This is a genomic window from Pigmentiphaga sp. NML080357 (assembly GCF_002188465.1).
GTDB lineage: Bacteria > Pseudomonadota > Gammaproteobacteria > Burkholderiales > Burkholderiaceae_B > Pigmentiphaga.
Genome location: NZ_NINW01000040.1, coordinates 49276 through 64595, shown reverse-complemented (window position 1 = coordinate 64595; position 15320 = coordinate 49276). Strand labels below are relative to the sequence as shown.

The window sequence follows — 15320 nt, the reverse complement described above, 5'->3', positions numbered from 1 at the left end:
GGAATGGCATGCCGCAGCCTTTCGTGGAGAACGCCGAGGGCAACACGCTGGGACACATCGACTTTCCCGCGGCGGCACCGGCAGCGGTCGGCGGAACGGGCAAGCTGCGGGTGAAACAGAACCGGCTGCTCGAGATGATCACGGCCGGCGCGCCGTTGGAGGACTGCCTCATCGCGCTGACCGAAGTGGCATGCGAACTCCACCCGGCGGCGCGCGCCGGTGTGGTATTGGCCGCGGCCGACGGGCGCACCGTCGAACACGTCTACGCGGCACACCTGCCCCCCGAATTCACCCAGGCTTTCCACGGCGTCGCCATCGACGACGGCACCGCCGGCACGTGCTGCGCGGCGCTCCACACCGGCACGCAGATGATCTGCAACGACATCGAGCGGGATCCCCGCTGGTCCCCTTCGTGGCGGCGCCTGTGTCTCTCGGCAGGACTGCGGGCGTGCCTCTCCACCCCGGTCTTCGACAACCTCGGCAGGTCCATCGCGACTTTTTTCATCGGTTTCCCCACCGCCGGAGAACCGGACGAGCGCAGCCGGCACCTCGCCGATTTCGGCGCCCACCTGGCGAGCGTCGCCATCGCCAGCAAGCGGGTGACCGACGAACTCGTGCGGGCCCGGCAGGAACTGGAAGAGGAACTGGCCGATACTCGGCTGCTGCAGGACATCAGCATGCGGCTGCTGGCGTCGGGCGATGCGGACAGCCTGTACCGGGAAATCGTCGATGCCGCGGCAACCATCATGCAATCGCAGTTCGCCAGCATGCAGGCGCTGATGGACGACGGCAGGCTGAAGCTGCTGGCCAGCCTCGGATTCGACGCCTGCGCCGACGAGTTCTGGAAATGGGTCACGCTCGACTCGAAAAGCACATGCGGCGAAGCGCTGCGCACCCGCCGCCGGGTTTTCGTTTCGGATCTCGAGCAGTGCGGCTTCATGGCCGGCTCCGACGACCTGGCCACCTATCGGCACCTCGGCATCAGGGCGGTGCAGACCACTCCGCTGGTCTCGCGCAAAGGGCAGGTAATCGGCATGATTTCCACCCACTGGCACACCCCGCGGGAAGTATCCGAGCACGATTTGCGGCTGTTCGACATCCTGGTCCGGCAAGCCGCGGACCTCGTCGATCAACGCATGGTCGAAGAGACCTTGAAGGACATCAGCCGCCAGAAGGACCTGTTCCTGGCCCAGTTCGCCCACGAGTTGCGCAACCCGCTCGCGCCGATCCGCAACGTCGCAGGGCTGCTCAAACAGAAATACGAGGCCGACCCTACGGTGAAGGCCAGCGCCGAGATCATCCTCCGGCAAACAGGCCACTTCGCGCGGCTGGTCGACGACCTGCTCGACGTGAGCCGCATCGAACAAGGCCGGTTCGGCCTGAAACTCGAACCGGCCACGCTGGACGGCATCATCCGCCATGCGGTCGAGACCTGCCGCCCGCTCATCGATGCCCGTGGCCAGCACCTCGACATCTCGATTCCGGAGGAGCCGGTGGCGCTCGAGGCCGATCCGGTGCGCCTGGCGCAAGTGTTCGCGAACCTGCTGACCAATGCCTCGAAGTATTCCGATGCCGACGGCCGGATCACGCTCCGCGTCGAACGATACGAAGACGCGGGCGGTGGCGCGCGGGTGGCCGTCAGGATACGCGACACCGGGATCGGCCTCGCGGCGGATGACATCCGGCGCCTTTTCCAACTTTTCTACCAGGCAGATCGCTCCCTGGAAAACTCGCGCGGCGGGCTGGGCGTCGGGCTATTTCTGGTCCGCCGGCTGGTCGAACTGCACCACGGCACGGTGGAAGCGCAAAGTCCGGGCGTCGGCCAGGGCGCCGAATTCATCGTGCGGCTGCCCGTCACGACGCCGCGCACGGACACCGGACCGGTGGCGGCGGACACGGCCCAGGAGGCCCCTGCCCGGCGCTTGCGGATACTGCTGGCCGACGACAACGATGACGCCGCCGAGTCCATGGCGGAAATCCTCAAGCTGCACGGACACGAGGTAGCCATCGCGCGGGATGGCGAACAGGCGCTCGCGCAGGCGGAGAGCTGGCGGCCCGACGTCCTGCTGCTGGACATAGGCATGCCAAGACTGAGCGGCTATGCCGTGTGCGAGCGCATTCGCAGGGAACCCTGGGGCGGCGACACGACCGCCATCGCGATGAGCGGCTATGGCGGCAGCGCCGACGTGGCAAGAAGCATGGAAGCCGGCTTCGATCATCACTTCACGAAACCCGCCGATCCCCTCGAGCTATTGCGCTATCTGGCCACGGTGGGAAAGGCCGGGTTGCTTTCCGAATAAGCGTCGCGGGTCCCGTCTGCGCCGCAGCCTGACAACAGGAACAAGAGTTGCGGAGAACAACCTTCACGTCCGGGGCAGCGCATCCGACCGGCGCCCTGCCAGGCGCCAGATCGGCGGCACGGCGGGAAACTGGCAAGAATAAGGGCTCTCCCGGATGCCTCCCGCTTGAAAGGCCCCAACACCATCCCTATAATTAGCACTCGCTTGCCGAGAGTGCTAACAACGCCGCCGCGCGGCATTGGGGGTTCCGGCAACTGGCTGTGGCATCCGTTTTTACGCGATCCAAGCCGAAAAACCGGCTTTCCGGCCTCTTTTTCAGACAATTAGACGTCAACTTCGAACATCAGGAGTTTGTATGGCCCTCCGTCCCTTGCACGATCGCGTGATCGTCAAACGCCTGGACAACGAGCGTAAAACCGCTTCAGGCATCGTCATCCCCGACAGCGCTGCCGAGAAGCCTGACCAGGGCGAAGTGCTGGCCGTTGGCCCGGGCAAGAAGACCGAAGACGGCAAGGTTCTGCCGGTCGACGTCAAAGTCGGCGACAAGGTGCTGTTCGGCAAGTACGCCGGCCAGGCCGTGAAGGTCGACGGCGACGAACTGCTCGTCATCCGCGAAGAAGAAATCCTGGCGGTGATCCAGTAAGCCGCGCCGCGGCTCGCTGTCACGATCCCCTAGCGTCCAACCCACACATCCAAGGAATTTCTTAAATGGCTGCCAAACAAGTCCAGTTCGGTGATGACGCCCGCGCCCGCGTCGTACGCGGCGTGAACGTCCTCGCCAACGCCGTCAAGGTCACGCTCGGCCCCAAGGGCCGTAACGTCGTGCTCGAGCGCTCCTTCGGCGCTCCCACCGTCACCAAGGACGGCGTGTCCGTTGCCAAGGAAATCGAACTGAAGGACAAGTTCGAGAACCTGGGTGCCCAACTCGTCAAGGAAGTCGCTTCCAAGACCAGCGACAACGCCGGTGACGGCACCACCACCGCCACCGTGCTGGCCCAGGCCATCGTGCACGAAGGCCAGAAGTACGTGACCGCCGGCCTGAACCCGATGGACCTCAAGCGCGGCATCGACAAGGCCGTCGCCGCTGCCATCGAAGAGCTGAAGAAACTCAGCAAGCCCTGCTCGTCCAGCAAGGAAATCGCGCAGGTCGGCTCGATCTCGGCCAACAGCGATTCGTCGATCGGCCAGATCATCGCCGACGCGATGGAAAAAGTGGGCAAGGAAGGCGTCATCACCGTCGAAGACGGCAAGTCGCTGGAAAACGAACTGGACGTCGTCGAAGGCATGCAGTTCGACCGCGGCTACCTGTCGCCCTACTTCATCAACAATCCCGACAAGCAAGTCGCGGCCCTGGACGATCCTTTCGTCCTGATCCACGACAAGAAGATCAGCAACATCCGCGAACTGCTGCCCGTGCTGGAGCAGGTCGCCAAGGCCAGCCGCCCGCTGCTGATCATCGCTGAAGACGTCGACGGCGAAGCCCTGGCCACCCTGGTGGTCAACAACATCCGTGGCATCCTGAAGACCACCGCCGTCAAGGCTCCGGGCTTCGGCGACCGCCGCAAGGCCATGCTGGAAGACATCGCCATCCTGACCGGCGGCACCGTCATCTCCGAAGAGACCGGCCTGTCGCTGGAAAAGGCTACCCTGCAAGAGCTGGGCCAGGCCAAGCGCATCGAAGTGGCCAAGGAAAACACCACGATCATCGATGGCGCCGGCGACAGCAAGGCCATCGAGGCCCGCGTCAAGCAAATCCGCGTGCAGATCGAAGAAGCGACCTCGGACTACGACCGTGAGAAGCTGCAAGAGCGCGTGGCCAAGCTGGCCGGCGGCGTGGCGGTAATCAAGGTCGGTGCCGCCACCGAAGTCGAAATGAAAGAGAAGAAGGCCCGCGTGGAAGACGCCCTGCATGCCACCCGCGCCGCGGTGGAAGAAGGCATCGTCCCCGGCGGCGGCGTGGCCCTGCTGCGCGCCAAGCAAGCCATCAAGGACATCAAGGGCGACAACCCCGACCAGGACGCCGGTATCAAGATCGTCCTGCGCGCCATTGAAGAGCCGCTGCGCACCATCGTCTCCAACGCCGGCGACGAGCCCAGCGTGATCGTCAACAACGTGCTGAACGGCAAGGGCAACTACGGCTACAACGCCGCGACCGGCGAATACGGCGACATGGTCGAGTCCGGCGTGCTGGACCCCACCAAGGTCACCCGCACCGCGCTGCAGAACGCCGCCTCGGTCGCTTCGCTGCTGCTGACCACGGAAGCCACCGTGGTCGAGCTGGTCGAAGACAAGCCGGCTGCTCCCGCCCCCGGCGGCATGGGTGGCATGGGCGGTATGGGCGGCATGGACTTCTAAGGAGTCCCTGTCCCGCGGTCCCGGCTCCGGCCGGGCGCCATGCTCTCGAACCCCGCGCGGTCATGCCGCGCGGGGTTTTTTTTGCCGCCGGGCCGCCCAAGGCAAAAACGTCCCTTTTGGGGGAGAGCGCCGCCGCGGAGCGGGAAGCGTAGGGACGTTTTTCACTCCACCTTCGCCCCCGATGCCTTCACCACCGTTCCCCACTGCTCCACTTCGCTCTTGATGAACGCGCCGAACTCCGCCGGCGTCGTCCGGGCCGTGACGGCGCCGAGGTCCTTGAAGCGCTGCTGCACCTCCGGCTTGGCCAGCGCCTTCTGGACCGAGGCGTTGAGCTTGGCGATGATCTCGGGCGGGGTGCCCGCCGGCGCGATGAGGCCGAACCAGGAAGAGACGTCGAATTTGTCGAAGCCCGATTCCATCATGGTCGGGATCTCGGGCGCGGTGGCCGAGCGCTCCGCGGTGGTCACCGCCAGGGCCCGCAGCTTGCCGGCTTGCACGTGGGGCCAGGCCGACGGCATGTTGTCGAACATCATCTGCACCTGGTTGCCGATGAGGTCCGTCATCGCGGGCGCGCTGCCCTTGTAGGGAATGTGCACGATGTCCACGCCGGCCCGCAGCTTGAAGAGCTCGCCGGCCATGTGGATCGAAGTGCCGCTTCCGGACGAGGCGAACGATACCTTGCCCGGATGGGCCTTGAGGTAGCTCACCAGTTCCTGCACGTTCTTGACCGGCAGGGAGGGGTTGACCACCAGGATGTTGGGCACCTTGATGACCAGCGCGATGGGCGAGAAATCCTTGACGATGTCGAAGCTCAGGCTCTTGTACAAGGTCTGGTTGATGGTGCTGGTGACGGCGACCATGTAGAGCGTATAGCCATCGGGCTTGGCCCGGGCCACCAGTTCCGCGCCGATGTTGCTGCCCGCGCCCGGCTTGTTCTCGACCACGAAGCTCTCGCCCAGGTCGTCGCCCAGCTCCTTGGCGATGATGCGCGCCGCGACGTCGGTCGTGCCGCCCGCGGAAAACCCCACCACGACACGCACCGCCTTGTCGGGATACGAAGCGGCGGTGGCCGGCCCGGCCAGCGCCAGGGCAGCCAGCATGGCGGCGCAGGCCGCGCGGACCGGTAACGGGGAATGCCTCATGTGCGTCTCCTTGCTTTCGATGGAATGTAGGGCCCGGGACGGGCCGGCCGCGGCAGCCGGCGTACCGTTCCCGGAGATTACGGCGAATCTATGTCAACATTGGCACCTCGCGGCGGCTATTGTTGCAAACCCCAAGCATGCGCCGCCGGCGCGATTCGCTGTATCCTGCGCCCGATCTCACGACATCTTCCTTCGATGACCGATCAACACCACTCCCCCTACAAGAGCACTGGCGGCCTGCGGCGGGTGCTTCGCGCCTGCCGCTACTCCCTGCAAGGCCTGGGCGCCGCGCTCAAGTACGAGGCGGCGTTCCGCCAGGAGCTCGCGCTGGTCGTCGTCCTGGTCCCGGCCGCGATCTGGCTCGGCCGCGACACGACCGAGGTCCTCCTGCTGCTGTTCAGCATGCTGCTGGTCCTGGTGACCGAACTGCTCAACTCAGCGGTGGAAGCACTGGCGGACGCGCTGTCGGTGGAGACCCATCCGCTGCTGGGGCGCGCCAAGGACCTGGGCAGCGCGGCGGTGATGCTGGCCCTGTTGTTTTCGGCGGGACTCTGGGCGCACGTGCTGATCGGACGCCTGCTGGAATGAGGCCCGGCGGGGCCCGCCCCCGAGGCGCCGGCCGCCGTTTCGCGTCGGCCGCCGGTTGCTCCTACAATGGCGGATCGAATCCGATTCCCCGCCTTCCACGATGTCTTTTACCCGCAAATTGACGCAGGCCTGGGCCGCGTCCGACTCCCTGCTGACCGTCGGCCTGGACCCGGACCCCGACCGCTTTCCCGCCGAGCTGCGTGGACGGACCGACCGCATCTTCGATTTCTGCCGCCAGATCGCGGACATCACCGCGCCCTACGCGTGCGCGTTCAAGCCGCAGATCGCCTATTTCGCCGCCCGCCGCGCCGAAGACCAGCTCGAGGCCCTGTGCCGGCACATCCGGGAACACCACCCCGGTATCCCGCTGGTGCTGGACGCCAAGCGCGGCGACATCGGTTCCACGGCCGAGCAATATGCGATCGAGGCCTTCGAGCGGTACGGCGCGGACGCCGTCACGGTGAGTCCCTACATGGGCTCCGATTCCATCGAGCCGTATTTCGCCTGGCCCGACCGCGGCGTGATCGTGCTGTGCCGCACCTCCAATCCCGGCGGGTCGGACCTGCAGTTCCTGGAAAGCGGCGGCGAACCGCTGTATTTGCGCGTGGCAAGCCTGGTGGCGGAGAAATGGAATCGCCATGGCCAGTGCGGCCTGGTAGTGGGAGCCACCTTCCCGGCGGAATTGGCGGCGGTGCGCACCCGCATCGGCGCCGACATGCCGCTGCTGGTGCCCGGCATCGGCGCCCAGGGCGGCGACGTCCAGGCCACGGTGGAAGCGGGCTGCAATGCCGCGGGTACCGGCATGATGATTAACTCCGCGCGCGCCATCCTGTACGCCAGCAGCGGCGACGACTGGCGCGAGGCGGCCGCGGCCGCGGCGCGCGCCACCCGCGACGCGATCAACGGTTTCCGTCCCCGCGCCTAGGAGCTCGCGGCTACCGGGACGGCGGAACCGTTCCTCGAAGGGGCTGCCCCATGCCCCTTCGCCTTGTCACTTCTCGACCCGGATGTTCGCGGTCTTGACGACCTTGGCCCAGCGCTCGCTCTCGGCCTGGATCAGCCGGCCGAATGCCTCGGGCGTCGGGCTGGGCACCACTTCGGCCCCTTCGCTCTCGATCGATTTCTGCACTTCGGCATCGCCCAGCAGCGCGACGATCTCCTTGTGCAGCCGCGCCACGATGGGCGCCGGCGTGCCGCCCCGCGCCACGATGCCGAACCAGGTGCCGGTCTCGAACTCCATGCCCGCTTCGCGGAAAGTCGGCACGTCGGGCAGGCCCGGCGCGCGCTTGGCGGACGCCACGGCCAGCGGCCGCAGCTTGCCGTTCCTGATGTGGTTCATCACGGGTACCAGGCTGGGAAACAGGAGCTTGGTCTCGCCCGACAGCGTGGCCAGGACCGCCGGTCCGCCCCCTTTGTAGGGCACGTGGTACAGCTTGACGCCGCTGCTTTGCTGGAAGAGCTCCGCCACCAGGTGGGGCGCCGTTCCCACGCCGTAGGAGGCATAGTTGACCTGACCGGGCCGTTCGCGGGCGTAGCGGATAAGGTCCTGCAGCGAGGACGCCTGCAGGCCGGGATTGACCACCAGCACCGCGGGCGCGTTGGCCAATTGCGATACGGGCGCGAAATCCTTCTTCAGGTCATAGGAAATGGTGTCGTAAAGGCTGCCGTTCGAGCTGATGGCGGTGGTCGCCATCAAGAGCGTGTAGCCGTCGGGAGCGGACCGGGCCACCGCCTCGGCGCCGATGATGCCGCTGGCGCCGGGCCGGTTGTCCACGATCACCGGCTGCCCCAGCCGCTCGCCCAGCTTCTTGCCGACCACGCGCGCGATCATGTCGGTGCCGCCGCCCGGGGCGAAGGGCACGATCAGGCGTATCGGTTGGGCGGGATAATCTGCCGCCCGCGAGGGGGAGGCCCATGGCACGGCGGCGCAGGCCAGTGCCACGGCCGCGCACAGGCTAGGATGGTTTTGCACGAATGTCTCCGATGTGGGGCTGCGCCGGAACCGGCCCGCGGCCTTGCCCGGCGCAGCGAACGGCGGCGCGTTGCGCCTCAGGTCGCCGACGGCAGGTCGCGGATCGCCACGCCGCGGTCGATCGCGTCGCAGCGCGCGTCTTCGGCGGCGGCGCGCTTGCGCGAGAGCTCCAGCACCTCGCGCGCCCGTTCCCGGGGGATGAAGCACACGCCGGTGTCGTCGGCCACCACCAGGTCGCCGGGATTCACGCGTATGCCCTCGATCTGGACGGGGCCGTTGATCTCGATCGTTTCGATCCGCCATTTGCCGGTGATGGGCGATACCTCGGTCGCCCAGACGGGGAAGCCGACGCGCCGGGAATGCGCGAGGTCGCGCACGCCGCCCGATACGATGGCGCCGATCTCGCCCTGGCGCTTGGCCACCTGGGCGGAAATGCCGCCCATGTTGGACAGCCCGCGCACGCCCTCGATCACCAGGACGTCGCCCTGTTCGGCGATGTTATGGGCCTCGATCTCGGCCATGCCGTTGCGGTAGGCGCGGGCATTGTCGTTGGGATGGCCGGTCAGCACCGTATTGCGCAAGGTCAGGGCCGGGCCCACGATGGTGGCGCCGGCGATGGTGGGCTTGAGCAGCGAACCGGGCAGCGCGCCGACGATGCCGAGATTGTCCATGACGTCCGACACGATGCCCGTGGCGTCGCCCAGCGCCTTGAAGCCGTCGATGAGATCCTGGGGCGGCCGTTCGATGTCGAGGCTTTTTACGCGTTCGGGGGCGAGCTTGCCCAGCAGCGTCTTGGTCATGCGTGGTCTCCTGTCGGGATTGAACCTCCGGCCCGGCGGGCCGAAGCGGATTGTTTGAAAAATTCTCATCGCATTCCCAAGCTGCATCAATCGATTTATAGTCAATATCGTTGACTTTTACTCATTGATGATGAGCTCACGCCTGCCCCCGCTCAACCCCCTGCGCACCTTCGAGGCCGCGGCGCGCCACCTGAGCTTCACGCGCGCCGCGCGCGAACTGCACGTCACGCCCGGGGCGATCAGCCGCCAGGTCATGGTGCTGGAGGAGTTCCTGGGTGCCAGGCTGTTCGAGCGCGTCAACCGGGAAGTGCGGCTCACCCCCGTGGGCCAGCGCTACCTGGACGACCTGAGCGACGTCTTCGACCGCGTCGCGGCGGCAACGCATCGGGCGATGCAGGGCGTGCGCGACAAGCCGCTGCACATCTGGTGCCCCATGACCTTCGCCATGCGCTGGCTGGTGCCGCGCCTGCCGGCCTTTCACGCGGCCCACCCGGGGCGCGACGCCATCTTCACCACCTCGCTCAAGCCGGTGGATTTCACCGTGCACGATGCCGACGTCGCCATCCGCATGGGGCGCGGCGACTGGCCCGGCGTCATCTCCCGCCACCTGGTCGGCATCGAGCTGCTGCCGGTGTGCAGCCCGCGGCTGCTGGAGGGCCGCATACCGCTGGAACAGCCTCGCGACCTCGCCCATCACACCCTGCTCCAGTCGGTGGCCCGGCCGGAATACTGGAAGATTTGGCTGGAGGCCGCCGGCGCCTGCGATATCGATCCCGACCGGGGGCTGACCTTCGAGAGCGTGAGCCTCGCCTACCAGGCGGCGCTGGAAGGGCTGGGCGTGGCGATGGGACAGCATGCGCTGGTGGCCGAGGACCTCGCCGCCGGCAGGCTGGTGGCGCCGTTCGGACCGCGCGTGGGCATCGACAACGCCTTCTACCTGATCTACCCCGAACGGCTCGAACACGACGCCCACTTGAGCACCTTCCGCGACTGGATCCTCGCGGAAGCGCGCGCCGACGAAACGCGGCGCGCGGCCACACCCGCTGGCTGAATCGCGCCGGGTTCAGGCGGCTGCGGCCTCGGCATGCGGCCGCAGCGCCGGAAAACGGATGCTGATGCGCAGCCCGCGTCCGTACAGGCCCGTCCCCACCTCCACCGTCGCCGCGTGCAATTCGGCGATCTGCGCCACGAGCGACAAGCCGATGCCGCTGCCTCGCTCGGAGGTACCGGCCACGCGGTAGAAGCGGTCGAAAATGCGCCGGTGCTCGGACTTGGGCACGCCCGGCCCGTCGTCCGCCACCACCAGGAGCACATCGCCCCGGCCATTGCCGGCCTCGTGCCGGCAAGAGACGGCGATGCGGGCATTGCGTCCGCTGTAGCGCACGGCATTGTCGATCAGGTTGCGCACCAGGATGCCCAGCGGGTCCACCTGCCCTCTGACCAGACACGTCTCGGTTTCCAGGCTCACGCGTTGGCCGCGCTCGGCGGCTCCCGTCTCGAAATCGCGCGCGATGACCGAGACCACGGTGTGCAACTCCACGCTCGCCTCGGCCTCGGCGTGGCCGTTTGCGTCCAGCCGCGCCATGTCCAGCAGTTGCTCGGACAGCCGTGCGCTGCGCTGCGTGGTCGCCAGCAGCTTGTTCAATTCGGCGCGCAGTTGCTCCGGGTCCTGGCAGCACAACGCGTTCTCGGTTTGCACCGTCATGACGGCGAGCGGCGTGCGCAGTTCGTGGGCGGCGTCGATCAGGAAGCGCCGTTCGCTCTGCATGGTCTCGTCCAGCCGGCCCAGCAGGCGATTGAACGATTCCACCAGGGGCCTGAGCTCCACGGGCAGGGCCCCCGTGGGCAGGGGTTGCAGGTCGGTGGAGCGCCGCCGCAAGATGAGCCGCGACAGGCGCGTGACCGGGGAAATCGACCAATGCACCACCCCCGCCACCACGACGCCCAGCATGGCAGCCAGCAGCCCGAGGACCAGCAGCACGCGGGTCAGGCGCTCGTGCAGCTCTTTGTTGAGCATGGCCTGCGGCTTGCCGACCTGGACCTGTATGCGGCCGCCGGCATCCGACACGGCATAGACGCGCCACGGTTCGCCATCCACCATCGCCGTGGAGAATCCTTCGCGCATGTCGCCCACGATGGGGCCGTTCGGCGCTCCGGGCGAATGCAGGACGACGTGGCCGTGGGCCAGGCTCCACACCTGGAACATCACCTGCACCGTATTGCTTTCGAGGCGCTGCTCGCCGGGCAACGAGAAGCTGCGCCCCGGCGGCACGTTCTCCAGCCCGTCGGGCAGGGAAAGCAACGTCAGATGGGCGACTTCGCGCAACGCCATGTCCCGCTCCCCGATGCGTTCGCGCGTGACTTCGGCGCGATACAGGAACAGCATGCCCGCCAGGGTAAGCACCATGGTGGCCAGGATGGCGATCAACAGGCGCGCGCGCAGCGATTTCATCGCGCTTCCCTCAATCGGTAGCCGTAGCCATGCACCGTCTCGATGAGGTCCTCTCCCAGCTTGCGCCGCAACTGATGCACGTAGACCGCCACGGTGTTGCTTTCGATCACGCTGTCGCCGCCGTACACGGCTTCTTCCAGCGCGGTGCGCGACAAGGCCTTGCCCGCCTTCTCCATCAGCGCCAGCAGGGTCTGGTATTCGTGCCGGCTCAATGCGACGGGCTCGCCGCGGCAGCTCACCGAGCGCGAGGAAGGGTCGAGCACGACGTCGCCGCAGCGCAGGACGGGCGCCACCCGCCCCAGGCTGCGGCGCAACACCGCGCGCAGCCTGGCCCGCAATTCGTCGACCTGGAACGGCTTGACGATGTAGTCGTCGGCGCCGGCGTCCAGGCCGCCGATCCGGTCGCTGAGCCGATCGCGCGCGGTCATGATGATGACAGGCGTCGTATCGTAACGTGCCCGCATGGCGGCCAGCACCGCCAGCCCCGAACCGCCGGGCAGGCCGAGATCGAGCAGCACGGCGGCATAGTCGTGGTCGATCAGCGCCATCCGCGCCTCGGAGGCGTCGCGCGCCCAGTCGACTCCCGTGTCCTGTTGGCCGAGCGCGGTCACGAGCGCGTCGCCCAGCATGGCATCGTCTTCCACGAGCAGTATACGCACGGCGGTCTTCCGGGTCGGGTTCATCGGCGGCGCCGGCCGAAGCACGGCAATGGGCGCGAGTATGGTCCACCGATTTTAAAAAGTTCTTAAACCGGCCCGCGCAGAATGGGCGTCGGCGGTTGGTTCGCGCCTATGCCCGGGCCGGGCTGGCCGCCGCCTCCCCCTCGATCCCGACCACCCGGCCGCGCCCCCAAGGGCGCCTCGGCCCCAGGAGAATTCCGCATGATCAACGACCCGCGCAGCCTCTGCCTTTGTTTCCTGCTGGGGGTCATCCCCCCGGCCATGGGGCAGGACCTCGTGGGCGGCGGCATTGCCGTCGCTCCCTGGTACCCCGGCGCCGACAGCTACCGCATTCTGCCGGTGCCCATCGTCAATTTCCAGCGCGGCCCCTTCTTCATCTCCAACAGCCAGGGGCTGCCCGGGGTGGGCTTGAAGATGAACGTGGCGCCCGACCTGAGCGTCGGCGTGCGTCTCGGCATGGGGCTGGGGCGCAAGGAAAAGCGCTCGGAGCGCCTGGAAGGGCTGGGCGACATCGACAGGCATGCCCAGTACGGCGTATTCGCCGAATGGAAGCCGGGCCGCTGGAGCGCCTCTATCTCCTACACCCAGGCCGCCAAGAGCGGCTACGGCGGTACGCTGAGCGCGCGCGGCTCCTACGCCATCTGGCAGGAAGGGCGGCACAACGTCCAGGTCGGCGCCGGCCTGGAATGGGGCAACAGCGACCACATGCAGACCTGGTTCGGCGTCACGCCGGAACAATCGGCGCGCAGCGGCGCGGGACTGCCGGCCTACCGGCCGTCGTCGGGCCTGCGCTCGGGCGTGGCCTTCGCCTCGTGGAGCTATCGCATGACCGAGCGTTGGCGCGTCATCAGCCTGATCGGCGTGCAAACCCTGGTAGGCGACGCCGCCGACAGCCCGATCGTCGAGCGCAAGACCGCCGGCTTCGGCAGCGTGGGCCTGACCTATTCCTTCTGAGCGCCGGCGGCATCCGGCGCCAGGTCCAGCACGCCGCGCAAGGCAATCCTTACCGATTGCATGCGAACCTCGGAACGGTCTCCATCCAGCAGGTGGGTGGCCGTGCGGATCTGCAGCCCCGCGGGGCCGTTCCACGCCCAGCCGAAACACACCATGCCCACCGGTTTGCCCGGCGTGGCTCCGCCAGGACCGGCGATGCCGGTGGTGGACACGGCCACCTGGGCGCCCGCGGCCTGCAGCGCGCCGGCCGCCATCTCGCCGGCGGTTTCTTCGCTGACCGCGCCATGGGCCGCCAGCGTCGCCTCCCGCACGCCAAGCTGCGCCATCTTGGCCGCATTGGTGTAGGTAACGAAGCCACGATCGAACCAGGCGCTCGATCCGGCCACGGCGGTCACCAGGCCGGCCACCAGGCCGCCGGTGCACGATTCGGCGGCCGCCAGCATCTGGCCCCGCGCCAAGAGGACACGTCCCACCTCGGCGGACAAGTCCAGCGATTCGTCGTCGAACATAAGGCCTCCCGTCAATCGCGGCGGGCGCTCAGCCCGCGATGCGCTGGTACAGGGCGAACACCAGCAGCGCGTAGAACGCCGCGATCAGATCGTCCCACATCACGCCCAGCCCGTTCTTGAGCCGGCGGTCGAAATGGCCGATGGGCGGCGGCTTGAGGATATCGAACAGCCGGAACAGCAGGAAACCGAAGGCCTGCGACACGGCCGTGCCCGGAATCAGCCACAGCACGGTCCAGAAGGCGACCATCTCGTCCCAGACCATGCCGCCATGGTCGGGCACGCCCAGGTCGCGGCCCGCGCGGTCGCAGGCCCATACGCCCAGGGCGAAGGCCGCCAGCAGGAACACCGCCTGGTGCATCGGAGAAGACAGCGCCGCCGACAAGGGCTGCCAAAGGATCCAGGCCAGCAGCGTGCCCCACGTGCCGGGCGCCGGCCGCACCAGGCCGCTGCCCAGCCCGAAGGCGATGACCCGCGACAAGCGCGAGCGCATCCATGCGAAACTCGGACTGACCGGCACCGTGCCGGGGGAAGGGATATCGGTCATGACGTCTCACGCAAAATGATCGAACCCCGCGCGGGGCAACTCAGGCAGGGGCGTGCCGGCGCCGTCCACCACGCAGAGGCCGGATCCGGCCTGCACGGTCCCGATGCGCGTCACCGCCGTGCCCGCTCGCGCGGCGGCCTCGGCAACCCGGCCGCGCGCGGCGGCCGGGGCGGTAAAACACAATTCGTAGGCGTCCCCGCCTCCCAGGGCGCAGCGGTGGCGCCATGCCGGCGGCAGGGACGATACGGCGGCCGACACCGGCACGTCGTCCGCGCACAGCCGGGCGCCGCAACCGCTGGCGGACAGGATGTGGCCCAGGTCCTGCAGCAGACCGTCGGACACGTCGATCGCAGCGCTCGCCACGCCGCGCAGGGCGAGCCCCAGGCCCACCCGGGGTTCGGGCCACTCCAGCGCGCGCCGGGTGGCGGCCAACGCGGCGGCCCGGTCGGCCACCGGCACGTCCGGCTCGCCGGCCAGCAGCCGCAGTGCCAGGTCGGCGTCGCCCAACGTGCCGGACACCCAGATGTCGTCGCCCGGCCGTGCGCCCGAGCGCCGCAGCGCCAGTTCGGGCGGCACCGCGCCGAAGATCGTGACCGCGATGGTCAGCCCTGCCTGGCTGCGCGTGGTGTCCCCCCCGACGAGAGGGCAGCCGTGCGCGTCGGCCAGCGCATACATGCCCTGGGCGAAGGCCGACAGCCAGGCATCGTCGATGCGCGGCAATGCGAGCCCGAGGACGAAAGCCGTGGGCTGCGCGCCCATGGCCGCCAGGTCGGACAGGTTCACCGCCAGCGCCTTGTGCCCCAGCGCGCGGGGATCGACGTCGGAAAAGAAATGCCGCCCTTCGATCAGCAGATCGGCGCTGACGGCGGTGGACTCGCCCATGGCGGGCAGCAAGGCGCAGTCGTCGCCCACCCCCAGCACGCCGGCCGGCGCGGGGCGGGTGAAGTGCCGCCGGATGAGGTCGAATTCGCCGCCCGCCATCAGGCCCCTCCGGGGAACGGCGATCGAAGCGGGCGCCGGGGCG

15 protein-coding genes are annotated in these 15320 nt (G+C 68.0%); 7 read left to right on the top strand and 8 right to left on the bottom strand.

Going from position 1 to position 15320, the window contains the following annotated elements:
* Nucleotides 1-8: 8 nt before the first annotated feature.
* The 3 genes from CDO44_RS18525 (at nt 9) to groL (ending at nt 4655) form a co-directional block, all read left to right on the top strand.
* Nucleotides 9-2300, top strand: coding sequence for a GAF domain-containing protein (locus CDO44_RS18525; protein ID WP_087781766.1), 2292 nt, complete (start codon nt 9-11; stop codon nt 2298-2300).
* A 355-nt stretch (nt 2301-2655) separates the two neighbouring features.
* Nucleotides 2656-2943 carry a co-chaperone GroES gene (gene groES, locus CDO44_RS18520; protein ID WP_087781765.1) on the top strand — a complete coding sequence of 96 codons (288 nt, stop codon included), beginning with the start codon at nt 2656-2658 and terminating at the stop codon, nt 2941-2943.
* Nucleotides 2944-3008: 65 nt separating this feature from the next.
* Complete coding sequence (gene groL, locus CDO44_RS18515) at nt 3009-4655, top strand: chaperonin GroEL (protein ID WP_087781764.1); 1647 nt, start codon at nt 3009-3011, stop codon at nt 4653-4655.
* A gap of 161 nt (nt 4656-4816) precedes the next feature.
* Here the strand turns inward: groL and CDO44_RS18510 are convergent, their stop codons facing one another.
* Nucleotides 4817-5797, bottom strand: a complete 981-nt coding sequence (locus tag CDO44_RS18510) for a tripartite tricarboxylate transporter substrate binding protein (RefSeq protein ID WP_087781763.1) — start codon at nt 5795-5797, stop codon at nt 4817-4819.
* Between the two features lie 195 nt (nt 5798-5992).
* Between CDO44_RS18510 and CDO44_RS18505 the strand changes: the two genes are divergently transcribed.
* Nucleotides 5993-6385: a diacylglycerol kinase gene (locus CDO44_RS18505; protein ID WP_087781762.1), complete on the top strand. Its 393-nt coding sequence runs from the start codon at nt 5993-5995 to the stop codon at nt 6383-6385.
* 100 nt (nt 6386-6485) lie between these two features.
* Nucleotides 6486-7310: an orotidine-5'-phosphate decarboxylase gene (pyrF, locus tag CDO44_RS18500; RefSeq protein ID WP_087781761.1), complete on the top strand. Its 825-nt coding sequence runs from the start codon at nt 6486-6488 to the stop codon at nt 7308-7310.
* 66 nt (nt 7311-7376) lie between these two features.
* Here the strand turns inward: pyrF and CDO44_RS18495 are convergent, their stop codons facing one another.
* Nucleotides 7377-8357: a tripartite tricarboxylate transporter substrate binding protein gene (locus tag CDO44_RS18495; RefSeq protein ID WP_087781760.1), complete on the bottom strand. Its 981-nt coding sequence runs from the start codon at nt 8355-8357 to the stop codon at nt 7377-7379.
* 77 nt (nt 8358-8434) lie between these two features.
* A complete protein-coding gene (locus CDO44_RS18490) occupies nt 8435-9157 on the bottom strand; it encodes an RraA family protein (protein WP_087781759.1) in 723 nt (240 codons plus the stop codon).
* A gap of 127 nt (nt 9158-9284) precedes the next feature.
* Here CDO44_RS18490 and gcvA point away from each other — a divergent pair, with 127 nt between their 5' ends.
* Nucleotides 9285-10208 (top strand): transcriptional regulator GcvA, encoded by a 924-nt coding sequence (gene gcvA, locus CDO44_RS18485; RefSeq protein ID WP_233146261.1) that lies wholly within the window; start codon nt 9285-9287, stop codon nt 10206-10208.
* 12 nt (nt 10209-10220) lie between these two features.
* On the opposite strand, the gene CDO44_RS18480 is transcribed toward gcvA, so the two are convergent.
* Nucleotides 10221-11609, bottom strand: a complete 1389-nt coding sequence (locus tag CDO44_RS18480) for an ATP-binding protein (protein ID WP_087781758.1) — start codon at nt 11607-11609, stop codon at nt 10221-10223.
* Nucleotides 11606-12268: a response regulator transcription factor gene (locus CDO44_RS18475; protein WP_087781793.1), complete on the bottom strand. Its 663-nt coding sequence runs from the start codon at nt 12266-12268 to the stop codon at nt 11606-11608. Before CDO44_RS18475 ends, CDO44_RS18480 begins: the two co-directional genes overlap by 4 nt.
* 222 nt (nt 12269-12490) lie before the next feature.
* On the opposite strand from CDO44_RS18475, the gene CDO44_RS18470 reads away from it, so the two are divergent.
* A complete protein-coding gene (locus tag CDO44_RS18470; protein ID WP_233146260.1) occupies nt 12491-13243 on the top strand; it encodes a MipA/OmpV family protein in 753 nt (250 codons plus the stop codon).
* Here the strand turns inward: CDO44_RS18470 and CDO44_RS18465 are convergent.
* The 3 genes from CDO44_RS18465 to thiL are packed head-to-tail and all read right to left on the bottom strand — an operon-like array spanning nt 13231 to nt 15277.
* Nucleotides 13231-13752, bottom strand: a complete 522-nt coding sequence (locus CDO44_RS18465; RefSeq protein ID WP_087781757.1) for a CinA family protein — start codon at nt 13750-13752, stop codon at nt 13231-13233. The genes CDO44_RS18470 and CDO44_RS18465 overlap by 13 nt on opposite strands.
* Before the next feature lie 28 nt (nt 13753-13780).
* A complete protein-coding gene (locus CDO44_RS18460; RefSeq protein ID WP_087781756.1) occupies nt 13781-14296 on the bottom strand; it encodes a phosphatidylglycerophosphatase A in 516 nt (171 codons plus the stop codon).
* Nucleotides 14297-14302: 6 nt separating this feature from the next.
* Nucleotides 14303-15277 (bottom strand): thiamine-phosphate kinase, encoded by a 975-nt coding sequence (thiL, locus tag CDO44_RS18455; protein WP_087781755.1) that lies wholly within the window; start codon nt 15275-15277, stop codon nt 14303-14305.
* Between the last annotated feature and the right edge of the window lie 43 nt (nt 15278-15320).